Origin of the sequence: Nocardia sputorum, assembly GCF_027924405.1 — a bacterium.
Taxonomy (GTDB): Bacteria; Actinomycetota; Actinomycetes; order Mycobacteriales; family Mycobacteriaceae; genus Nocardia; species Nocardia sputorum.
This window is the reverse complement of record NZ_AP026978.1, coordinates 1329847-1350513: the sequence shown is the minus strand read 5'-3', so window position 1 is coordinate 1350513 and position 20667 is coordinate 1329847. Positions and strand designations below refer to the sequence as shown.

21 protein-coding genes are annotated in these 20667 nt (G+C 67.6%); 10 read left to right on the top strand and 11 right to left on the bottom strand.

Annotated elements, in window-relative coordinates; translation table 11 throughout:
* The 3 genes from QMG86_RS06095 to QMG86_RS06085 all read left to right on the top strand — a co-directional run bounded on the left by QMG86_RS06095 (position 1) and on the right by QMG86_RS06085 (position 2370).
* Positions 1-1125 carry a caspase family protein gene (locus QMG86_RS06095; RefSeq protein WP_281878195.1) on the top strand — a complete coding sequence of 375 codons (1125 nt, stop codon included), beginning with the start codon at positions 1-3 and terminating at the stop codon, positions 1123-1125.
* The gene (locus tag QMG86_RS06090; RefSeq protein ID WP_281878194.1) at positions 1122-1508 is read left to right on the top strand and encodes an effector-associated constant component EACC1; all 387 of its coding nucleotides are present in this window, start codon (positions 1122-1124) and stop codon (positions 1506-1508) included. Before QMG86_RS06095 ends, QMG86_RS06090 begins: the two co-directional genes overlap by 4 nt.
* Positions 1509-1719: 211 nt before the next feature.
* Positions 1720-2370: a TetR/AcrR family transcriptional regulator gene (locus tag QMG86_RS06085; protein WP_281878193.1), complete on the top strand. Its 651-nt coding sequence runs from the start codon at positions 1720-1722 to the stop codon at positions 2368-2370.
* 9 nt (positions 2371-2379) lie between these two features.
* Here QMG86_RS06085 and QMG86_RS06080 read toward each other — a convergent pair whose 3' ends face one another.
* The 4 genes from QMG86_RS06080 to QMG86_RS06065 form a co-directional block, all read right to left on the bottom strand.
* Entirely contained in the window at positions 2380-3255 is an 876-nt protein-coding gene (locus tag QMG86_RS06080; protein WP_281878192.1) for a metal ABC transporter permease, read from the bottom strand.
* A gap of 25 nt (positions 3256-3280) precedes the next feature.
* Complete coding sequence (locus QMG86_RS06075) at positions 3281-4015, bottom strand: metal ABC transporter ATP-binding protein (RefSeq protein WP_281878191.1); 735 nt, start codon at positions 4013-4015, stop codon at positions 3281-3283.
* Positions 4012-4956, bottom strand: a complete 945-nt coding sequence (locus tag QMG86_RS06070) for a metal ABC transporter substrate-binding protein (protein WP_281878190.1) — start codon at positions 4954-4956, stop codon at positions 4012-4014. Before QMG86_RS06070 ends, QMG86_RS06075 begins: the two co-directional genes overlap by 4 nt.
* An 80-nt stretch (positions 4957-5036) precedes the next feature.
* Entirely contained in the window at positions 5037-6284 is a 1248-nt protein-coding gene (locus QMG86_RS06065; protein ID WP_281878189.1) for a cytochrome P450, read from the bottom strand.
* A 233-nt stretch (positions 6285-6517) separates the two neighbouring features.
* Here QMG86_RS06065 and QMG86_RS06060 point away from each other — a divergent pair, with 233 nt between their 5' ends.
* Both QMG86_RS06060 and QMG86_RS06055 read left to right on the top strand, forming a co-directional pair.
* Positions 6518-7882, top strand: coding sequence for a flavin monoamine oxidase family protein (locus QMG86_RS06060; protein WP_281878188.1), 1365 nt, complete (start codon positions 6518-6520; stop codon positions 7880-7882).
* A 14-nt stretch (positions 7883-7896) separates the two neighbouring features.
* On the top strand, positions 7897-8787 hold the full coding sequence (locus QMG86_RS06055) for a class I SAM-dependent methyltransferase (RefSeq protein ID WP_281878185.1): 891 nt from the start codon (positions 7897-7899) through the stop codon (positions 8785-8787).
* A 6-nt stretch (positions 8788-8793) separates the two neighbouring features.
* Here QMG86_RS06055 and QMG86_RS06050 read toward each other — a convergent pair whose 3' ends face one another.
* The 3 genes from QMG86_RS06050 to QMG86_RS06040 all read right to left on the bottom strand — a co-directional run bounded on the left by QMG86_RS06050 (position 8794) and on the right by QMG86_RS06040 (position 11438).
* Positions 8794-9615: a DUF1206 domain-containing protein gene (locus tag QMG86_RS06050; protein ID WP_281878184.1), complete on the bottom strand. Its 822-nt coding sequence runs from the start codon at positions 9613-9615 to the stop codon at positions 8794-8796.
* Positions 9616-9697: 82 nt separating this feature from the next.
* On the bottom strand, positions 9698-9901 hold the full coding sequence (locus QMG86_RS06045; protein ID WP_281878183.1) for a hypothetical protein: 204 nt from the start codon (positions 9899-9901) through the stop codon (positions 9698-9700).
* Positions 9902-10013: 112 nt separating this feature from the next.
* Positions 10014-11438: an MFS transporter gene (locus QMG86_RS06040; protein ID WP_281878182.1), complete on the bottom strand. Its 1425-nt coding sequence runs from the start codon at positions 11436-11438 to the stop codon at positions 10014-10016.
* A gap of 179 nt (positions 11439-11617) precedes the next feature.
* Here QMG86_RS06040 and QMG86_RS06035 point away from each other — a divergent pair, with 179 nt between their 5' ends.
* Positions 11618-12514: a DUF8832 domain-containing protein gene (locus QMG86_RS06035; protein WP_281878181.1), complete on the top strand. Its 897-nt coding sequence runs from the start codon at positions 11618-11620 to the stop codon at positions 12512-12514.
* Positions 12515-12600: 86 nt separating this feature from the next.
* On the opposite strand, the gene QMG86_RS06030 is transcribed toward QMG86_RS06035, so the two are convergent.
* Positions 12601-13392 carry an alcohol dehydrogenase catalytic domain-containing protein gene (locus QMG86_RS06030; protein ID WP_281878180.1) on the bottom strand — a complete coding sequence of 264 codons (792 nt, stop codon included), beginning with the start codon at positions 13390-13392 and terminating at the stop codon, positions 12601-12603.
* A 41-nt stretch (positions 13393-13433) separates the two neighbouring features.
* A complete protein-coding gene (locus QMG86_RS06025; protein ID WP_281878179.1) occupies positions 13434-14159 on the bottom strand; it encodes an SDR family oxidoreductase in 726 nt (241 codons plus the stop codon).
* Between the two features lie 105 nt (positions 14160-14264).
* Between QMG86_RS06025 and QMG86_RS06020 the strand changes: the two genes are divergently transcribed.
* Positions 14265-15104, top strand: coding sequence for a LysR family transcriptional regulator (locus QMG86_RS06020; RefSeq protein ID WP_281878178.1), 840 nt, complete (start codon positions 14265-14267; stop codon positions 15102-15104).
* Positions 15105-15314: 210 nt separating this feature from the next.
* On the opposite strand, the gene asnB is transcribed toward QMG86_RS06020, so the two are convergent.
* Entirely contained in the window at positions 15315-17138 is a 1824-nt protein-coding gene (gene asnB / locus QMG86_RS06015; RefSeq protein ID WP_281878177.1) for an asparagine synthase (glutamine-hydrolyzing), read from the bottom strand.
* A 115-nt stretch (positions 17139-17253) separates the two neighbouring features.
* Between asnB and QMG86_RS06010 the strand changes: the two genes are divergently transcribed.
* On the top strand, positions 17254-17661 hold the full coding sequence (locus tag QMG86_RS06010; RefSeq protein WP_281878175.1) for a helix-turn-helix domain-containing protein: 408 nt from the start codon (positions 17254-17256) through the stop codon (positions 17659-17661).
* A 691-nt stretch (positions 17662-18352) separates the two neighbouring features.
* Entirely contained in the window at positions 18353-18655 is a 303-nt protein-coding gene (locus tag QMG86_RS06005; protein WP_281878174.1) for a hypothetical protein, read from the top strand.
* A gap of 160 nt (positions 18656-18815) precedes the next feature.
* Here QMG86_RS06005 and QMG86_RS06000 read toward each other — a convergent pair whose 3' ends face one another.
* The gene (locus QMG86_RS06000) at positions 18816-19583 is read right to left on the bottom strand and encodes an alpha/beta fold hydrolase (RefSeq protein ID WP_281878172.1); all 768 of its coding nucleotides are present in this window, start codon (positions 19581-19583) and stop codon (positions 18816-18818) included.
* 207 nt (positions 19584-19790) lie between these two features.
* Here QMG86_RS06000 and QMG86_RS05995 point away from each other — a divergent pair, with 207 nt between their 5' ends.
* Positions 19791-20537, top strand: coding sequence for a helix-turn-helix domain-containing protein (locus tag QMG86_RS05995; RefSeq protein WP_281878170.1), 747 nt, complete (start codon positions 19791-19793; stop codon positions 20535-20537).
* The last annotated feature ends 130 nt before the right edge of the window (positions 20538-20667 follow it).

The following is a 20667-nucleotide window of genomic DNA, read 5'->3' as shown; positions in this document are numbered from 1 at the left end:
ATGACGCGGCTTCCCGATCCCCTTCGCTCGCGCGCCGTCCTCGTCGGTGCGAGCAGTTATGCCGACCGCGACCTCGCCGACCTGCCCTCGGTACGCGCCAACGTGACCGACCTCGCGGAGATCCTCACCTCCGATCGCGGCACCGACCTGCCCGCTGAGCACTGCACCGTGATCACCGAGGATCGGCCCATCGCAGACCTCGGCGCCCGAGTGGAGCGGGCGGCCGAGGACGCGGAGGACCTGCTGCTGTTCTACTACGCCGGGCACGGTCTGCCGGACAACTCCGGCGGGCTGTATCTCACGCTGCCGTCCACCCGGCCGGCCACCCTGCGGTGGACGGGGCTGCCGTTCGAAACGATCCGGGAGGCGTTCGCCGAATCGAGGGCGCGCAACCGGGTGGTGATCCTGGACTGCTGCTACTCGGGGCGCGCGATCGGAGGCCGGATGTCCGGCGGCGCGCCGACCTTGGCCGGTCAGCTGGACGTCGACGGCACCTTCACACTGACCTCCACCCCGCGCAACGAGCTGGCGATGGCGCCACCAGGCGCGATCCACACCGCCTTCACCGGTGAATTGATCACGCTGCTGACCGAAGGCGACCCCGAAGGCCCCGAGCTGCTCACCCTCGGCCACATCTACCAGCGGCTCCGGTGGACGATGGACCAGCGCGGCCTGCCCCTGCCCGAACGGTGCGGCACCAGGACGGCCGATCTGCTGGCGCTGGCGCCCAACCGGGGGAATCGCGGCGCGCCGATCTCGGCGTCCGAGCGCTACGCCGAACAGGTCCGGCAGCGGACCGCGGCGCTCGGCCCCGACCACCTCGCGGTGCTGGCGATGCGGGACCGGCACGCCTTCGCGGTGGGCGAATCCGGCGCGGCGGCGCAGGCGGCGCGCCTGTACGCGGGTTTGGCCACCGATTTCGCCCGTCTGCTCGCCGCCGACCACCCGGAGACGCTGCGGGCGCGGGAACAGCACGCCCGGTGGACCGCCGCCGCGGGAGACCAGGCCCGCGCGGCGGAACTGTATGCCGCGCTGCTCACCGACCGCACGGACGTCGGCCGAGCCGTGCGCAGCGGACCCCGGGCGGTCGGCCGGTCCCGCGTATCCCGGAAGGAGACCCCATGACCTCTCCCCTCGCCCATTTGCGGGTCGTCGTCGGCGATTACGACGACCTGCAGTCCCTGCGTTCCTGGCTGCGGGACGAGGACGCCCTGCGCGGTCGGGTGGATCTCGTCCGCGCCGCCGCCGCTGCCGACCGCATGGGCAGCCTGTCCGATGCCTTGATCATCGCGCTCGGCGCGGGCGGCACCCTCACGGTGCTGGCCCGCGCCATTCCCGACTGGCTGCTCCGCCATAAGAATGTCACCATCGAGATCACCGGTCCGGAGGGGAAATCCGTCACGATCTCCGCGACGGGCGTCCGCGACCCGCGTGCGCTGATCCGGGAAGTACTCGCCCGCGACGAAAACGAGTCCGCACGGCAAGGATCGCCGGACGCGGATCAGTGATTCCGAAGTATCGCTGCCGCACGGTCACTGCGTTCGGAACATAAGTCCGGTGGCCGGATTCGGCTCCGCCCACAAATTCACACACCGGCGTCGGGTGGAAAGTCTCCGAAAACTAGCAATGCAAGTTCGACTCACCGTTAGGGTAGCTCGACTAGCAGCGCAAGTTTTCTCGCCACGCCTGCGAGAATGCGGGGACCGGAAGGAGACGCCCATGGCCAGACCACGGCGGCCGCTGCTCACCCGCGACCGCATCATCGAGACCGCGCTCGCCCTCGTCGACGCCGAGGGCCTCGCCGCCGTCTCCACGCGGCGGCTGGCCACCGAACTGGGCGTGCAGGGACCGTCGCTGTACAACCACGTCCGCACCAAGGACGACCTCATCGATGCCGTGGTCGACGCCGTCCTCGGCGAAGTCGACATCTCGATGTTCGACGACCTGTCGGCCCGGAATCCGGATTGGCGCTCGTCGCTCCGCGAGTGGGCCCGGTCCTACCGCACCGCGATGGCGGCGCATCCGCACATCGTTCCCGCCCTGGCGTCCGGTCCCGGTCATCGGCCCAACGCGCTGCGTATGGCCGACGCGGTCTTCGGCGGCCTGGTCGCGGCAGGGTGGCCGCGCCGCGAGGCCACCACAGTCGGCACGACCATGCGCTACTTCCTCACCGGAGCGTCGCTGGGATCGTTCGCCGCGGGCTTCCCCGCCGACGCCACGGTGTACGCCGACGCCTATCCGCATCTGAACGAAGCGCACCTGCTGGCCGAGCGGCAGCAGCGGATCGATCGGGACGCCTTCGAAGCGGGTCTGGAAGCACTGCTGGACGGGCTCGCGAACCGCTACCGGGTGGTCACCGCAGACGCGTAGCCCGATGCCTCACCCTCCAACAGCCGTCCTCGTGCGGCCGCGCGCCGCGAAGATCCGCCGCCCCAGCACGCCGTGCCTGGGTGCGAACAGGTACACGAACGTGAAGACCAGCCCTTGGACGACCACGACCATGCCGCCGGGGGCCGTATCCAGGTGGTAGCTCAGGTACAGGCCCGCCACCGCACAGGTCACCGAGACGGCGGGCGCGATGACCAGCATCCGGCCGAAGCGGTCGGTGAGCAGATAAGCCGTGGCGCCCGGGATGATGAGCATGGCCACCACGAGGACGACACCGACCGCTTGCAAGGCGACCACGGCGGTCAGGGCCAGCAGGCCGAGCAGCGCCGTGCCGAGCAACCGGGGACTGAGCCCGATGGCGTGGGCATGCGTGGGGTCGAAGGCGTAGAGGGTGAAGTCACGGCGCTTGAGCACCAGCGCGGCGAGGGTGATCGCGGCCAGGATCACGACCTGGATCAGCTCGGCGCGGCCGACGCCGAGCAGGTTGCCGAACACGATGTGGTTGAGGTCGGTCTGGCTGGGCGTCACCGAGACCAGCACCAAGCCGAACGCGAACAGCGTCGTGAAGACGATGCCGATGGCCGCGTCCTCCTTGATCCGGCTGGTGTCGCGCACCACGCCGATCAGCGCCACCGCCAGGAACCCGAACACGATCGCGCCCACCGCGAACGGCAGCCCGACGATGTAGGCCAGCACCACCCCGGGCAGCACCGCGTGCGAGACCGCGTCCCCCATCAGCGACCACCCGATGAGCACCAGCCAGCAGGACAGCACCGCGCACACCAGCGCCGCGGTCACGGTGGTGGCCAGCGCGCGCACCATGAACTCGTAGCGCAAGGGGTCCAGGAAGATCTCGGTGAAGCTCATGCGTCCGTCCCACACTCGGCCGGGCTCACACCCGGTTCATCACATCCAGGCCGAACGCCCTGGCCAGATTCTCGGGCCGGAGCACCACGTCGGGGCTGCCCTGGGCGAGCACCGTGCGCATCAGCAGCACCGCCTCGTCGGCGAGGCCGGGCAGGGCGTGCAGATCGTGCGTCGACACCAGGATCGTGGCGCCGTCGCCGGCGAGATCGCGCAGCAACGCGGTGATCGTGGCCTCCGACCGCTTGTCGACACCCGCGAACGGCTCGTCGAGCAGCAGAACCGTCGCACCCTGCGCGAGACCGCGCGCGACGAAAGCGCGTTTGCGCTGCCCGCCGGACAATCGGCCGATCTGCCGGTCGGCGAGGTCGCTCAACTCGACGCGTTCCAGCGCGTGCGCGACGGCTTCCCGATCGGCCTTGCGCGGACGACGGGTGACACCGAGCCGGCCGTATCGTCCGGTCATCACCACATCGCGCACCGACAGCGGGAAGGTCCAATCGACGTCCTCGCTCTGCGGGACATAGCCGAGGACGCCCGCCCGGCGCGCCGCGACCGGCGCGCCGCCGTTGATCCGCACCACTCCCCGATCCGGCCGGACCAGGCCCATGATCGTCTTGAACAACGTCGACTTGCCGGAACCGTTCATCCCGATGAGACCGCACACCCGCCCCGGATCGACGGTGAGATCCACATTGTCCAGGGCGGGCACCTCGCCGTAGCGGACGGTGACGCCGCGCACCTCGATCGCTGGCGCGTTCACGGACGGTGGCCCGTCAGCGCGGAGCCGATCGTCTGCGCGTCGTGCCGCAGCAACGCCAGGTAGGTCGGCACCGGACCGTCGGCCTCCGACAGCGAATCGACGTACAGCACGCCCCCGAACGCCGCGCCCGTGGCCTCGACCACCCGGCGCATCGGCGCGTCCGACACCGTGGACTCACAGAACACCGCGGGCACCCGCTTCTCCCGGACGAAGTCGATGGCCGACGCGATCTGCTGGGGCGTTGCCTGCTGCTCGGCATTGACCGCCCAGATGTACTTCTCGGTGAGCCCGGCGTCGCGCGCCAGGTAGGAGAAGGCGCCCTCGCACGTCACCAACGCGCGCTCGTTCGGCGGCAGAGCGTTCAAGGTGTGCGTCAATTCGTCGTGCACCTTGCGCAGCTCCGACTTGTACCGGTCGCCGTTGGCCCGGAAATCGGCCGCGTGCTCGGGGGCGAGATCACTGAACGCGCGCACCATGTTGTCGACGTAGACCTGCGCGTTCTGCGGCGACATCCACGCGTGCGGGTTCGGTTTGCCTTGGTAGGCGTCCTCGCGGATCGGCAGCGCCGCGACGCCCTCGCTGACCACGACGTGCGGCACCCGCACGTCGGAGACGAACTGGGCGAACCACGCCTCCAAGTTCAGGCCGTTGTCCAGGATGAGATCGGCCTTCGCCGCCTTCTTGATGTCACCGGGAGTCGGCTCGTAGCCGTGGATTTCCGCACCCGCCTTGGTGATCGACTCCACGGTCAGATGCTCGCCCGCGACGTTCCTGGCGATGTCGGCGAGCACCGTGAACGTGGTGAGCACCGTCGGCGTGCCGTCGCGCCCGGCTCCGTTTCCGGCGCAGGCGGTGAGCGTGAACGCCGAGGCGCACACGGCTATCGCCGCCACCCATCGGCGAGGAGACCGGGCGAGCAGCCGGTGGAGCCGAACCTTCATGCAATCAGATGATAAGTTCGGCAATCCTAACTTTCAAGTTCGAGTCGGTGAAACGATCTCGCCCTCGTTACGTCTGCGCCCTACGGCAGCGGCAACGGCGGCGACTCCGGGAAGACGACCGGCAGGGCGGTCAGCGCTCGATGGAACGGACCCGGACGCCAGGTCAGCTCGTCCACCGGAACCGCGAGGCGCAGTTCCGGCAGCGCGTCGAGCAATTGATCGATGGCGTCCTGCGCGATCAGATAGGCCAGCGAATTCGCCGGACATGCGTGCGGGCCGCCGCCGAACGCGAGATGGGCGCGGTTGCCCGCGTAGCGTTCGGCGCGGATCGCGGGGTCGGTGTTGCAGGCGGCGATGCTGATCACGACCGGTTGGTGGGCGGGCAACCAGATGTCGTCGATCAGGATCGGCTGCTTCGGGAAGCTGAAGCAGAAGTTCGCCATCGGCGGATCGTTGAACAGCACTTCGTCCAGCGCGTCCCGGGTCGACAGACTGCCGCCGAGCACACTGCCGCCGAACCGCTCGTCGGTGAGGATCAGCAGCAGCGTGTTGACGATCAGATTCTGCTGCGGCTCGATCCCCGCGCCGTAGAGCGTGCCCAGCTGGTGCACCATCTCGGTGTCGCTCAGCCCGGACGGGTGCCGGAGCATGCGCGTGGTGATGTCGTCACCGGGTTCGGCCCGCTTCAGCACCGTCAGCTCGCCCAGCGAATCGATGAGCATCTTGTTGCCGCGCTCCGCCTCGACGCCCTCGAAGATCGCGGCCATGCCGGTCGCGGCGCGCTGCGCGATCTCGGCCGGGCAACCCAGCATGGCGTTCAGCACCGCGAACGAGAGGGGAAAGGCGTACTGGCGCACCACATCCGCGGAACCGTCCGCGCAGAACGAGTTGATCAGCGGCGTCGCCAGCTGCGCGATGGTGTCGTGCAGACGGTAGAGGTCGACCTTCGCCAGACCCGCGACATTGGCCTGCCGATAGCGGGCATGCTCGGCTCCGGCATTACGCAACGCGTTGGGCCGCCACTGCATCATCGGCAGCACCGGGCAGTCGGCGGGAATGTCCTCCTGCCAGGTACGCGGATCGGCGGGAAAGTGGTCCGGATCGTTCATGATCCGCACGGCCGTGTGATACCCGAGCACCAAGGTGGCCGGGACGCCCGGCGCCAGTTCCACGGGCGCCAGCGATCCGTATCTCGCCCGCATGTCGCGATAGGCACTGTGCGGGTCCGACGCGAATTCGATGGAGTACAAGGGAATCCGCGGGCCGTCGGTGTCGATCGGCGAACCGTGCGGTGCGCGACTGTGTGCGGAGGACGGGGACGTCGTCATCGAGAAAGCTCCAGGCGATCGGGCAGCAAGATTCGTGAGCCTAGGCAGCTTGCCTGCCGCCTGCACCGGAAACGCATCGAAGTGACCGGCCCGCGCTATTTGCTATAGAATTGCCCGAGATTCGACGCGTAGACCTGATCGAAGGCTAATCGCACCCGCTGTGCCGAGTGCGCCGGTCCAGCGCAGGGAACACGGCGGCCGTGCGCAGAACTGCGACCCGAGGACGGCACGCCATGACAGACGTCGACTTTTGCGTAATCGGCGGGGGATTCGCGGGATTGACGGCCGCATTGCGGCTGAAACAGATGGGCCGATCGGTGGCGCTGCTGGAAGCCCGCGACCGGCTCGGCGGACGCACCTTCACCGAAATGCGCGCCGACGGTGCGTGGATCGACCGCGGCGGCGCCTGGATCGGGCCGGGCCAAGACCGCATCCAGGCGCTGATGACCGAGTTCGGAGTGCCGAGCTACAAGCAGTACACCGACGGCGAGGCCATGATGGTGGTCGACGGCAAGCAGCACCGCTACACGGGCACGATTCCCTGGACCATGAGCCCGTGGGCGGCGATGAACCTCGGCGCGGTGTTCCTCGAACTGGGACATATGTGCAAGGCGGTTCCGCTGGAAGCACCGTGGGCGGCGAAGAAGGCCGACAAGTGGGATCAGGTCAGTCTGGCGCACTGGTTGGAAACCAATGTCCTGTCCAAACCCGCGCACGACCTGCTCGAGACCGCCATAGCCGGCTGCTACACCTCGGCGGCTTCGGAGGTGTCGTTGCTTTTCGTGCTGTTCCAGATGGCCTCGGGTGGCGGGCCCAGCTTCGTTCTGGGCGTCAAAGACGCGGCGCAGGACGCCCGGCCGATCGGGGGCATGGGCGCGATCTACCGGCCGATGGCGGCCGAACTAGGCGACTCGATCCACCTCTCCCAGCCCGTCCGCTGCATCCACCAGGACGACGAGGGGGTGATGGTCCGCGCGACCGGCATGACGGTGCGCGCGCGCCGGGCGATCGTGGCCGTTCCCCTCGCGATCGCGGGCCAGATCTCCTACCGGCCGATGTTGCCCGCCGATCGCTCTTTCCTGCACCAACGTATGCCGAGCGGCTCGATCATCAAGACCTCCGTCGTCTATGACGAGCCGTTCTGGCGCGACGACGGCCTATCGGGACAGTCCGTCGCTCCGGGTTCGCCTGCGACCGTCACCATCGATGCGTGCGGGGACACCGGGCACCCGGGCGTCCTGTGCGTCGTCATCGAGGGACCCATCGCGCGCCAGGTCGGCCGGCTCGACGACACCGAGCGCAGGCGCGCCGTGCTCGACGCACTCGTCGAGCGATTCGGCCGCAAGGCCGGCGCACCCGTCGACTTCGTCGAGCAGAACTGGAGCACCGAGCGTTACTCCGGCGGCGGGATGCTCAGTCACGCGCCGACCGGTGTGCTCACCGAGTTCGGCCATGCGTTGCGCGAGCCGTGCGGCCGCATCCACTGGGCGGGCACGGAGAGCTCCGCGGTCATGTGCGGCTGGATCGACGGGGCCGTCCGCTCCGGCGAACGCGCGGCCAGCGAAGTGATGGAACACGAGACGGCCGTGGTCGGCTGAAGGGCGGTGCGGTGATGCGAACCGAGGGAGACGTGTGGGACATCGTCAGCAGCGTCGGGCTCACCGCGTTGGGGGTGGCGACGTTCCGGGCGCTGGAGGCGGCTGCACCCGATCCACTGATCCGGGACGAGTACGCGCCGCTGTTCGTCGCGGCTTCGGGCCATCCGCATTTCACCGAGCTGCTGGCGGACCCCTCCCGGCTCGACGGTATTCCGCTGGTCCCCGGATTCATGGGCTTCCGCACGAAGTTCTTCGACGATTTCTTCTCCTCGGCCGCGGCGGCGGGCGTCCGGCAAGCCGTGATCGTCGCCGCGGGATTGGACGCGCGGGCGCATCGTCTCGACTGGCCCGCCGGAACCACCGTGTTCGAGATCGATCAGCCCAAAGTCCTCGAGTTCAAGGAGAAGGTGCTCACCGAGCACGGTGCGCGGCCGAAGGCCGACCGGCGAACGGTGGCCGTCGACCTGCGCGAGGACTGGCCCGCCGCTCTGCGTGCCGCGGGATTCGCGCCCGGCGCACCCACCGCATGGTCGGCGGAGGGGCTGTTGCCCTACCTTCCCGGTGCGGCGCAGGACCGGTTGTTCCAGCACATCGATGAGCTGTCCGCCTCCGGCAGCCGGCTCGCCGTGGAGAGCTTCGTGGCGGGCGTCGACGTCACACGCTTCGCGAGCATCGAGTCGAAGTACTTCGATCGCTACAACCCGTTCGGCGACGTCGATCCGGCCGAGCTGTTCTACGACGACGAGCGGGCCGATCCAGCGCAGTGGCTGGCCGATCACGGCTGGTCGGTGCGGCGCTTCAGCCCGAGCGAGCTGGCCGCGTCCTACGGGCGTTCGGTGGAGGACCTCCCCGACGACCTCGACGACCTGTGGCGGCAGCCCAGGCTGCTGATCGCGGAGCGCTAGCTTTCGCTACATCTTGGCGCTGCGGGCCATGACGAAGCTGTAGAGCCCGTAGGTGATGATGCCCAGCCCGGCGACGAGGAGCAGAGCCATTCCGAAGGGTTGCGCGCCGAGCGTCTTGATGGCTCCGTCCAGTCCGGCGGACTTGTTCGGATCGGATTGCGTCGCGGCGAGGATCACCAGCAGCCCGACCGCGGCGACGGCCAGCCCCTTCGCGATGTATCCCACGGTGCCGAGCCGCCGCACGAAGGCGCCCTGGCTGCCGCGGAGATCGTCGAGGAAGCTCTGGCTCGCGCCCTTGTACACGTGGTAGCCGCCGACCCCGATGATGACCAGCCCGCCCACCACCAGAGCGACCGTTCCCGCCGTGTGCTGCATCAAGCGTGCGGTGAGTCCGACACTCTGGCTGCTGCTGGACTGGCCACTACCCTGGGCGAAACGGAACGCGGTGATCGCCAATCCCAGGTAGACCACGAACAGTGAGAACGCTTTGACCCGGTCGAACGCTTCGGATTTCTTGCTGTCGGAAGCGGGTTTGGACGCGTGGCCCAACATCGTCTCCACCAGTCGCCACAGCGCCATCAGCAGAAACGCGACCGTAGCCACCCAGAGGGTGATGGCGCCGCCGGGCTTGTCGGCGAGTTCGGCCATGGCCCCGGACTGATCCGCGCTGCCCTCGCCGCCGAACGCGAGCCGGATGGCGATATAGCCGATGAGCAGGTGGACGAGCCCGGACATGACATAGCCCGCGCGAGCGAGCCCCGCGAACACGCCGTTCTGCGCGATCCGCTCGGCGGTAGACGAGGCCTGCGGATGATTCGTCTGGGTCATGATGCTTCTCCGTACGGGTGCTTCGGCGGGGCCGCTCTCAGAACATCGAGCGGTTACCCATCTCCGCCGGAAAAGCACACGACTACCGCGTCGCAAATCCCTGGTTGTCGCGGCGGCTGGGCCGCTGTTTCTCCGGGCGCGGCTGACCGAGCAGGTACTCCCGCATGTGCGACGATCCCGTGCGCGCGGTCTCGATGATGGGCACCGCCTCACGCCCGGTCAGCCCGAGGGGCTGGACCAGCTCGACCGACACGACGTCGTCGTCACCGACGAGTTCGACGAGCATCCGGTTGCGCGCGCAGGGGCGGAATCTCCACGGGCCGGCCTGGTCGTAGCGGATATCATTTGCATCCTCTGCGACCAGGCCCGGCTTCGAAGCGTCTGGATACTCCTCAGAGTCATCTCTCAGACGGTTCGGGTACCAGTGCCGGCGCTGGGCTTCGCATGGTGCCCGCTGCGATACCCGCGCCCGCGAGGGCGATGACCGCCGCGCCCAGGAAAGCCGCGGAGAAGCCGTCGGTCAGCCTCGGCAGATCACCGAGGTCGTCCGTGCCGTAGGCGGTCGCAACCGCCGTCATCGCGGCCAGACCGAGAGCGGAACCGACCTGGTAGCTCACATTGACGATGCCGGAGGCCAGACCACCCTCCTCCGGTCGCGCCGCGGAGATGGCGGTGCCCAGCGACGGAATGAACGCCAAGGACATGCCTGCGGCGGCGACCAGCGAGGCGGGCAGCACATCAGCCCAGAAGTTGCCGGTCGGACGCACGAGCGCCATGATGCCCAGACCCAGGCCGAGCACCACCAAGCCCGTCACGATCATCGGCTTGGCGCCGAAGCGCTGCATCGCCCGTGGAGCCAGGACGATCATTCCGAGCATGATCAAGGTTGTCATCGGCAGCAGCGCCGCACCGGAGGGAAACGCGCTGTAGCCCAGCACTTGCTGCAGGTACAGATTCAGGAAGAACCACATCGGTACCCACGCCGCGCCCAGTAGCAGCTGAGCGATGTTGGCGGCGGCGAGGTTCGGCGCCGCGAAGATGCCCAGACGCATCAGAGGCTCGGTACGCCGGGACTGAACCCAGACGAAACCGGCGAGCAACGCGGCCGCCGCGCCGAGGACCACCCAGGTCTGTCCGGAATTCCAGCCGACCTCAGGCGCCCGCACTATTCCGTAGACGGCCACAGCCAATCCGGCGGTCACCGAGACCGCTCCGAGCAGATCGACCGACCCCGAACGCGCAGGCGCACTCGGCATCAGGGCGGGGACGGCGATCAAAGCGAGAATCGCGATCGGGATATTGATGTAGAAGACCCAAGGCCAGCTGACGTACTCGGTGATGACACCGCCGAGGAAGACGCCCGCGGTACCGCCGGCCGGGGCCGCCGCGCCGTAGACAGCGAGAGCTTTCGTCAGCTCCTGCGGCGAGGACCCGAACAGCATCATCAGCAATGTCAGCGCCGAGGGCGCGATCAGTGCCGCGCCGGCGCCCTGCACGGCGCGGCCGGCGAGCTCGACGCCCACAGTGCCCGCCGCGCCGGCGATCACCGAACCGGCGAGCAAGACCAGCCAGCCCCCTCCGAACACCCGGCGGGCACCCAGCAGGTCCGATAGTCGTCCTCCGAGCAGCAGCAATCCGCCGAAGGCAACGACGTAGGCATTGAAGACCCAGGTCAAGTTCTCCTGGGAGAACCCGAGTTCGGCCTGCATCTTCGGCAGCGCGATGCCGATGATCGAGGTGTCCATGATGACCATGAACTGAGCAGCGGCAATCACCGCGAGGGCCAGCCACTTTCGCGTGGATGGCGCAGTTCGGACAGACATTTCGGTTCACCTTTCGGTATCGGGAACTCAACAGGCTCGCCACCATACCCCCATGGGGTATCTATGTGTCAAGCCCGCGTCATACGCCGAAAGGCGCAACAACTTTCACTTGCCTCATACCCATAGGGGGTATATGGTTTCGATGTCCCGCTGCCGACGACAACAGGAAGATCAGGACGATGAGCACCTCGAACCATCTCCACGCCCTGCACGCCATCCACGGGCACCACCCGGGAGACGGCGGACACGCCGCCGCCCCTGCCGAACATGCCGGACACGGCTCAGGTCATGCACACAGCGGCCATCACCCGGCCCATGCCACCGGACATTCCCATCACGACGCTTCAGCCGTTCCCGGTGGGCTGCTGATCACCCAGGACGGGTACTCGCTCGAGCTGGAGAACACCGTGCTACAGCCGGGCGAGATCGACTTCCGGTTCCGCATCATCGGTCCGGACGGGCAGCCCGTCACCGACTACACCCCCATCCACGACCGGGACCTGCATCTGATCGTTGTTCGTCGGGAACTGACCGGCTTCTGGCATGTCCATCCGCAGCTCGGCGCCGACGGCACCTGGTCGGTGCGTCTCGACCTGCCCGAGGCAGGCGCCTACCGAGTCTTCACCGATATCGCACCCCGCGACCTCGGCCGCACCATCACCCTCGGAGCGGACCTCGCCCTCGCCGGAACGTACGCCCCGCTCCCGGTTCCCACCCCGGCCCGCATCACCGTCGTGGACGGCTACGAGGTGGAACTGGGCGGCGAACTCACCACGGGCGACGGCGGTCTCCTCACCCTCACCGTCCGCAAGGACGGCGCCCCGGTCACCGACCTGCAGCCCTACCTAGCGGCCTTCGGACACCTCGTGGTCATCCGGGCCGGCGACCTGGCTTACGTCCACGTCCACCCGAATGGCGAGCCCGGCGACGGAGTGACCGCCCCCGGCCCGGATATCGCCTTCCACACCGCCGCGCCCGGACCCGGGACCTACCGCCTGTTCCTCGACTTCAAGCACGAGGGAACCGTCCGCACGGCGGCCTTCACCCTGCCTGCCCACGCACCCCACCAACACTGACATCGGATCGGTTCCCGCCGAAACCCCGACCGTCCGAGGGAGATCCCATGCACGGCCGCTTTCCATCGATTTGCGCCCCACCATGCCTAACCGATCCGAAGAAGTGCTTCCGAGATGATCACTTCGCTGTTCCACCACCATGACGCGCGTCGAGTCCGCCGCAGATATGGGCCTCCCGGCAGTGCGGCGCGGCCAAGCCGACAGCTTCGCCGCGGTATGGCGCCCGGCCTGGCGTCGGTTCCGGGTTCGGTCTTGACTCCGTACTTCGCGGCCGCCGCGAAATCGGCGATGGTGTCGATCCGCTCGACCGTGACGCCGAGGGCAAGGGCCAGTTCGGCGTACCCGCCGCCGTGGGTGTCGATGAAGGCATCGATGCCGCCCGGTGCGGCGGCCTTGATCCGGTCGATGGCGCGGTCACTGTAGGCGACCGGGATCACGCCGTTACTTCGCAGCCACTCGTGGTTGTGCCGGCTCGCCAAGCCGATGACGGTGGCTCCGGCGACATAGAGGCCACCCGCCACCTCCCATGAGACGTTCTTCGGTTTGGGTATGAGGTTGTCGACGTCGACCAGGATCAACTCGGCCTGGGCTGCCCGCATCTCGGAGAATCCGATCACCTCGTCGCCGACCGAGAATCGGTCGACTCCGGCGCCGACCTCGGCGACGACCCCGGCGAGATCGCTGCCTTGCCCGGACGGAAATGTCGAAGGAAAGATGTCGGCCATCGCGCCGGTGCGGATGGCCGCCTCACCACGGTTGATGCCTGCCGCCTTCACCCGAACCAAGATCTGCCCGTCATCAGGCACGGGGCGGTCGACGTCGTCGACCCGCAAGACCTCGATTCCGCCGAACTCGTCGTATCTGACTGCCTTTGTCATGGTCTTGCTTCTCCTCCGATGCGCGACGCGCGGTGTTCTTGTCACCAGGGCACTGTTCCGGCGTCGTCGAAGAATCCGCCGGTCGGTCCGTCGTCGGGCAGGGTCGCGAGATGAATCGCGATGGCCGCGCCCTGTTGCGGTGTACGGACGCCGCGAAAGCCGTTGAGGTCGGTGGCGGTGAATCCGGGACAGCCGGAGTTGATCAGGATGTTGGTATCACCCAGTTCCTTGACGTATTGGATGGTGAGAGCGTTGAGGAAGGTCTTCGAGGCCAAGTAGGCGGCGGGAACCGGGCCCATGTCGATGCCGGGTGCGGTTTGCAGGGTGAGCGAGCCGACGCTGCTGGACATGTTGACGATCCGCGGTGAGGCCGAGGCGCGCAGCATCGGCAGCATCGCGTTGGTGACCCGGATGACGCCGATCACGTTGGTTTCCACGACGATTCGCACGGTCGCGGGATCGACCGTGGTCGGTGTCTGCGGCATACCGCCGGTGATCGCGGCGTTGTTGACCAGGACGTCGAGCCCTCCGGCATGGTCGGCGATCAATTCGGCCGCCGCGGCCACACTGGCGTCGTCGGTCACGTCGAGCGGCACACCGAACGCATCGGCCCCGGCCGCGCGCAGTTTCTCCACCGCGGTGTCGCGGCGTTGCCGATCGCGCGCGCCCACACCGATTCGCCAACCGAGCGTGCCCAGGCCCGCGGCGATCTCGTATCCGATTCCCTTGTTCGCGCCGGTCACCAGCGCGATCGTCTGTCCACTCACACCGCCGATCCTGCTGCGGCTCCGGGTGCGGCGTCCAAGACCGATCGGGTGTGCGGCGATACCCCACGGGTATTGATCGTGGTCAGCGCCGGATACCATCACCCGGTGGAGACGCGGGAGATGCGATACTTCGTCGCCGTCGCCGAGGAGTTGCACTTCGGGCGGGCGGCACAACGGCTCGCGATCGCGCAACCGCCACTATCGCGGGCCATCCAGCAGCTCGAACGGCGACTCGGAGTCGTCCTGCTGCACCGCACCGCTCGCGCCATCGCCTTGACCGAGGCCGGGGCGGTGCTGCTGCGGGAGGCCCGGACCGCGCTCGACGCGGTCGAAGCCGCCGAGCGCCGAACCCGGCGCGCCGCGGCCGACCAGCCCGGTGTGGTGCTGGCCACCAAGGCCGGAGCGTCCAGCGAACTGTTGTCGAAGCTGCTGCACGCCTACGCCGCCGAACCGGGCGCCGTGGCGGTCGAGGTGATGCTGTGCGGGCCAGGCCAGCCGGAAGGTCTGCTGCGCACCGGGCGTGCCGACGTTGCTCTGCTCCACCGGCCTTACGACACGACAGCCGGATTCGACGCCGAGGATCTGCACACCGAACAACAGGTCGTGGTCCTGCCCGCGGGTCATCCCCTCGCCAACCGTACGCATCTGTCGTTGGCCGAGGTCAACACCCTGACGAACCTGCCCCTGCCGCGCTGGCCTGGACGGGATGGCAGCTATCCGGACGGCCCAGGCCCGCAGGTGCGCGACCATACCCAACTTTTCCAGCTGATCGCGCTCGGACTGGCCTGCGCGGTCGTGCCCGAGTCGCTGCGAACCCAGCTACGCGACGATCATGCCGTCGTGCCCGTGCCCGACGCACCGCCCGTCACAACCGTCATCGCTTGGCCACCACATAGCAGATCCAAAGCCGTCGCCGACCTCGTCCACACCGCGACACGCCTCTAACCGGCACCACTGTTCGCCCGCCGCGTTCTCCGAACAGTCTCTCCAGGACGTGCAACACCACTGTGAATCCCCTCTCGCTGCGGGCGCGATCACGAGTCGGTCCCGTCGTGGCAAGCGCGACAGTCACTATCGGAGCGTGCCATCGTTCGAGGAACCTGCTGGGAGAGCGGGGGCGGCTGCTCTCACGCTCCTGCCTGCGTTCCAGCAGTCTCATCGGACGCTGATGTGATAAACCCGCAGCCATTCGGCGAGCTGTAACAGGAACGACAGCGTGTCCGCGGAGCGCCACATGCCCTGCGCGCCCAGCGGCCCGGCCAGCAGGTCGAGCACGGCCTCCCGGCGCACCAGCGGCAGTAGCGGTGAGTCGGGGTCGGCGAGTTCGGCCCGCATCTCCTGACGTAGCGCCTGTTCGTAGGCCGGGTGCTGGCTGACCGGGAACGAGGTCTTCTTCCGGTCCAGCACCGGAGTCGGCAACAGGTCGGCGACCGCGTTACGTAACAGGCCTTTGACCCGCCCATCGGCGGTCTTGAACGCCCACGGGGTGTTCCACAGGTACTCCACCAGCCGGTGATCACAGAACGGCACTCGGACCTCGAGCCCGACTCGCATGCTCATCCGGTCCTTGAAGTCCAGCAGCATGGTCAGCCATCGAGTCAGGTTGACGTAGAACATTTCCCGGATTCGCGCGTCGGCCGGTACCTCGCCGTCCAGCACCGGTACTTCGGCCATGGTCTGCGCGTAGCGGTCGGCGATGTACTCGCGCGGCCGCAGCAACCGCCACAGCTCGGGATCCAGTATCGGCTCGAACGCCGCCACCGAGACCGCCCACGGGAACGTGGCGGCGTCGAGCATCCGCCGATCGAAAAACCATGGGTAGCCACCGAACACCTCGTCGGCCGACTCGCCGGACAGTGCCACCGTCGAGTGCCTCTTGACCTCGCGGAACAACAGGTATTGGGCGGCGTTGGTGTCGGCGAGGCCGGGCAGGTCGCGGGCACGCAATACCTCGGAACGGGCCTTGATCACCTCGTCGGTGCGCAGCAGCAACTCGGTGTGGTCGCTGCGCACGTGCCGTGCCACCATCCGCGCGAACGGGGTGTCCTGTTCCGGGCGGACCGCGCTGGGCTGGAAGTTGTCCTGGTTGCCCTCGAAGTCGATCGAATACGTCGCGAGCCGGCCGCGCTCGTCCCGGTTCAGCACGCCGGTGGCCAGCGCGGTCACGGCGCTGGAGTCCAACCCGCCGGACAGCAACGTGCCTACCGGCACGTCGGCGATCAGTTGCCGCCGCACGATGTCCTCCAGCAGCTCCCGCACCGCGGCGGTGGTGGTCGGCAGGTCGTCGGGGTGCCCCCCGCTGCCCAGCGCCCAGTACCGTTGCTCCCGGCAGCCCCGTCGGTCGATCCACGCGTAGTGGCCGGGCCGCAGTGCGCGAATATTGCGGAATACCGCGTGACCGGGGGTCTGAGTGAAGCACAGCACCTCGGCCAGGCCCTCGGTATCTACCTCGGCCGGGGCGATCGGGTTGGCCAGCACCGCCTTCAGCTCGGAGCCGAACAGCGCCCCGGTGGTGTAGGACAGGTAGAACAATGGTTTGACGCCCAGCCTGTCGCGGCCCAGCAACAGGGCCTGTCGGTTGGGGTCCCAGATGCCGAACGCGAACATGCCGTTCAACCGGCGCAGGCACTGATCGCCCCATTCCAGATAGCTGTGTAGCAGCACTTCGGTGTCCGAGCGAGTATGGAAGTGGTGGCCCCGTAGCTGTAGCTCGCCGCGCAGTTCCCGGAAGTTGTAGATCTCCCCGCTGAAGGTCAGCACACACGGCTGCTCGCCGTCCCGACCGGCCTGCATCGGTTGCACGCCGCCCTCGATGTCGATCACCGCCAGTCGTCGGTGACCGAGCGCGGCCCGGGGCGAGAGCCACAGGCCGCCCGCGTCGGGACCGCGCGGGATGAGAGTGTCGGTCATCGCCTCCAGCAGGGGACGTTCCTGGGTGAGGTCTCGCTCCCAGTCGACCCAGCCCGTGATGCCACACATCGTCGTTTCCTCCTCGTCATAGCAACCGTCGCAACGAGGTTCGCAGTTGAAGTCGACTTCAAGTCAATGGTTGCGTGTGAGACGCGGGATGCGCTTGTCTTGCAGGGTGGACTCGATGCCGATAGGTGCGGCCGCCGAACTGTTGGGCGTAGCGACGTCGACGCTGCGCTGGTGGGAGAAAGCGGGGTTGATCTCGCCGGAAGATCGCCGGGGCGGCCGGCGGTACTACAACCGAGCCGAGGTACGCCGACTGGCGATAATCCAGTACCTGCGGGAAACCGGGCTGATGAGCCTCGACGATATCGCCGCGGTGCTGGCCGGTCGCAGCGCCGACCAGGACTGGCACGACGTAGTGCGCACCCGGATCGAATCGTTCAGCACACAAATCGAACGGCTCACCGCGGCCAGGGCGTATCTCGAGCACACATTGCATTGCCACCGCGACAATCCCGCGACCGAGTGCCCGTATATGGCCGAGTACATCGATGCCCGGCTGGCGCGCGGGCACGCGGAAAACCATTGACCAGCCGATGCCGAAGTCGCCGCCGTGGATGTCAGCAGCTCACCGCCACCGAATATCGTGTCGACCTGCCCCGCGATCCACCCGGCCGCCTGACCGCGGAACACGAGGTGGGGCGGGGCCAAACGAGACAGGTCAGGCCCGGTTGAAACCGAGCCTGACCTGATGTTTCTGTGGAGCTAAGGGGACTCGAACCCCTGAGCCCCACATAGAGCGTCATGAGCCCATCGGCCCGGACAGGATCGGTGTGGGGAACCCAACCCCAACGATCAGCCCGGCGCGGCGACCACCGTGATCGGGTAGGCAAGTTGTCGAATTCGCGAATCATGCTCGGCTGCAACGGAATTTCGATGCCTGATCGCAACTTTCTGCGGAGGCCGAACCGCGCGGCGCCTCTCCGCGGGTTACCCCGCAACAGCAGGTACTCGACCCCCGCTGATCGTTGATCAGAACGTCAAATCCCCCGACGGACGACAGGAAAGCGGCCCGGTTCACCGCGCCGAGATGGTCAGGAGCACGGAAAGAGCACTGACCAGCACAAAGGGGGAAACCCGCCGACGGTGCCGCCTTCAGTTCTCGAACAATCGCCTCTCGGCAAAGCCTGATACCGATGCCACCTCGACGACGAAAGCGCGGGGTTACCGGTGGGCACCGGATGGTCAGCGGGAGAACGCCGTGGTGACGACACTCGAGCGTGCGCAATGGCACCCGGCCGAAGCCGCCCGGCGCCCAACTCACCCGCGAGATCGCCGAGCGGGGATACCCCGGTACCCGACGGCAGGTTCAACGCTATCTGCGTCGTCGCCGCACCAGGACCGGCCACATGCCGGTCCCCGCGCCGCGACCGCCGTCGGTCCGCGACATGACCCGATGGATCATGACCGATTCGACCAACCTCACGGCCGACGACACCACCAGCATGCACCGGCTCGGTAAACGCAGCAAAGTCCTGAGCCGGTTGGCGAACCATGTCGAGGACTTTGCGGTCTGCGCCTGAGACCGCAGAAAAATAGCGTGCCAGGCCGTCAACAACAAGCGCGACCGACCGGTCTGTTGCTTGACAGGTGCAGAGAAAGCCTGCGCTACGCACCGACCGGAAGTTCGTGGTTGAACCAGGTGGAATACTAATTGTTGCTGGCTAGGACGTTCGGGACGACCTAGAGTGCGCGGTCGAGAATCAAGCGGGCGAGGGCGTCGCGGTCCTCGAGCATCGCGATATGCCCGACTCCGCGAAGGTATTCCAGCTTGGCACCCGGCACCGCCTCATACTGATGCGCCGATGCCGGGTCCCAACGAGGATCGGAATCCCCGAAGATCACGAGGAGGGGCTTTCCGGCGTCGATGAGGCGCTGGGGCACGGTCCGCGCGGCGATGTAGTCGCCGTTGGCGGCGAGAATCGCGCGGAAAGCTCGATAGGACGTCCTTCGCAAGTCGGCCACAGCCTCGTCGGGCACCGTAATCGGAGCCGCCGCTGTCGCTGCCAGTCCGCGGCGGATCATCGAGTCGGTACGGATCGCCCACACGAGCGGACCGAAGGGCGGCGAGGCGAGTACCCGGATGATCGCCGGCTCGGGGAGAAGCGCTGCGTGACTCGGCCCCGTGCTGACCAGGATCAGCTCGCCGACCAGGTCTGGACGACGCTCCACGAGGGCGGTAGCGACGTACCCTCCGCTGGAGTGGCCGACCACCTTCAGATTTCGGACGCCGAGCTCGTCCAACACCGCCGCAGTCCGATCCGCCTGCTGCGGAACGGCGTACGTCGACGCCGGCGTGGACTGGCCGCATCCCGGAAGGTCGATCGTGATCACCCGGTACTTCGTGGCGAGCGACGGCACCACTGGCGCCCACATCGAACCGGTTGCGCCCGAGCCGTGGATGAGTAGCAAGGGCGGTGCCGCCGGGTTCCCGTCGATGACGACGTGCAATCCGCGGACTGTCGTGTCATCGCGTGTCTGGGTGGGACTCGATTCGCTCATACCGACAGCTTCGTCGCCGGCTCGTCACGCCGTATTGGACGAATGTCACGTTATCCCGCTCCGGCTAACCTGGGATGCATGACCGCAACGGGCGGATTGGACTGGAGTCGGGTCGACGTCGCCGTCCCGGTCCGACTACCGACTCCGGGAGTCCGGATGGCGGGTTTCCGGTACCACGACGTCGGTCCCGTTGACATCACGATGATCCCGCATCCCTTGGTTACGCTCCTGCTCGATCTCAGCGAGCACGGAGTCGTCTACGACGTTCTCGGGCGCCCGGTCACGGGGAATGCGATCGTCGGCCTCCATGCCGGCGCCTTACGCATCACCAGCGCAGGGGTCGGCGACGTCCTACAGATCCGCGTGTCCCCCGTCATCGCCGCAGCGATTCTCCGAGACACCGAGGTCATCGGCGGCGCCGTGACACCGCTGCCGGAACTGTGGGGCAGCTGCGCTGCCATCTTGACCGAGCGACTCCGCTCGACGCCGTCGTGGGACGACCGGTTCGCAATCGCAGCCGCGTTCCTCCGAAGCCGGGTACCTCGCGGATTCGGTGTAGCACCCGAGATCGCGTACGCCTGGGACCAGATCGTCCGCACCAAAGGCCTGCTCCGCATCGAGACCCTTGCCGCAGAGACCGGCTGGACCCGTCAGCGACTCTGGTCTCGCTTCCGGACCCATATCGGGGTCTCGCCCAAGCATGCATCCGAACTCGTCCGCTTCGACCATGCCGCCCATCTCCTAGCGACAGGGCGCTTGCCTGCGGATGCCGCCGTCGAGGCCGGCTACGCCGACCAATCCCATCTTCACCGTCGAACCAAGGCGATTACCGATATGACTCCCACCGTCGTCGCGAGGGCACCGTGGCTCGCGATCGACGAAGTCGCCTGGACGACAACCTGATCCCGCAGCCGAACGAAATCGACGGTCTATCCGACGGGCACATGAGGACCGGGGTGAGCACACTCGTCCCGCGAGGTCAGCATGCGGTCCCGTCAGATCTGCTGGGGTCGCGCCCCGTTGCGAGGCTGCT

What these genes read in the sequence shown, in the direction of transcription:
- QMG86_RS06035 (WP_281878181.1), top strand. Translation starts at nt 11,618, where the DNA reads ATGAGCACCTCGAACCATCTCCACGCCCTGCACGCCATCCACGGGCAC.
- QMG86_RS06085 (WP_281878193.1), top strand. Translation starts at nt 1,720, where the DNA reads ATGGCCAGACCACGGCGGCCGCTGCTCACCCGCGACCGCATCATCGAG.
- QMG86_RS06010 (WP_281878175.1), top strand. Translation starts at nt 17,254, where the DNA reads ATGCCGATAGGTGCGGCCGCCGAACTGTTGGGCGTAGCGACGTCGACG.
- QMG86_RS06040 (WP_281878182.1), bottom strand. Translation starts at nt 11,438, where the DNA reads ATGTCTGTCCGAACTGCGCCATCCACGCGAAAGTGGCTGGCCCTCGCG.
- QMG86_RS06080 (WP_281878192.1), bottom strand. Translation starts at nt 3,255, where the DNA reads ATGAGCTTCACCGAGATCTTCCTGGACCCCTTGCGCTACGAGTTCATG.
- QMG86_RS06065 (WP_281878189.1), bottom strand. Translation starts at nt 6,284, where the DNA reads ATGACGACGTCCCCGTCCTCCGCACACAGTCGCGCACCGCACGGTTCG.
- asnB (WP_281878177.1), bottom strand. Translation starts at nt 17,138, where the DNA reads ATGTGTGGCATCACGGGCTGGGTCGACTGGGAGCGAGACCTCACCCAG.
- QMG86_RS06060 (WP_281878188.1), top strand. Translation starts at nt 6,518, where the DNA reads ATGACAGACGTCGACTTTTGCGTAATCGGCGGGGGATTCGCGGGATTG.
- QMG86_RS06090 (WP_281878194.1), top strand. Translation starts at nt 1,122, where the DNA reads ATGACCTCTCCCCTCGCCCATTTGCGGGTCGTCGTCGGCGATTACGAC.
- QMG86_RS06055 (WP_281878185.1), top strand. Translation starts at nt 7,897, where the DNA reads ATGCGAACCGAGGGAGACGTGTGGGACATCGTCAGCAGCGTCGGGCTC.
- QMG86_RS05995 (WP_281878170.1), top strand. Translation starts at nt 19,791, where the DNA reads ATGGCGGGTTTCCGGTACCACGACGTCGGTCCCGTTGACATCACGATG.
- QMG86_RS06030 (WP_281878180.1), bottom strand. Translation starts at nt 13,392, where the DNA reads ATGACAAAGGCAGTCAGATACGACGAGTTCGGCGGAATCGAGGTCTTG.
- QMG86_RS06045 (WP_281878183.1), bottom strand. Translation starts at nt 9,901, where the DNA reads ATGCTCGTCGAACTCGTCGGTGACGACGACGTCGTGTCGGTCGAGCTG.
- QMG86_RS06070 (WP_281878190.1), bottom strand. Translation starts at nt 4,956, where the DNA reads ATGAAGGTTCGGCTCCACCGGCTGCTCGCCCGGTCTCCTCGCCGATGG.
- QMG86_RS06095 (WP_281878195.1), top strand. Translation starts at nt 1, where the DNA reads ATGACGCGGCTTCCCGATCCCCTTCGCTCGCGCGCCGTCCTCGTCGGT.
- QMG86_RS06050 (WP_281878184.1), bottom strand. Translation starts at nt 9,615, where the DNA reads ATGACCCAGACGAATCATCCGCAGGCCTCGTCTACCGCCGAGCGGATC.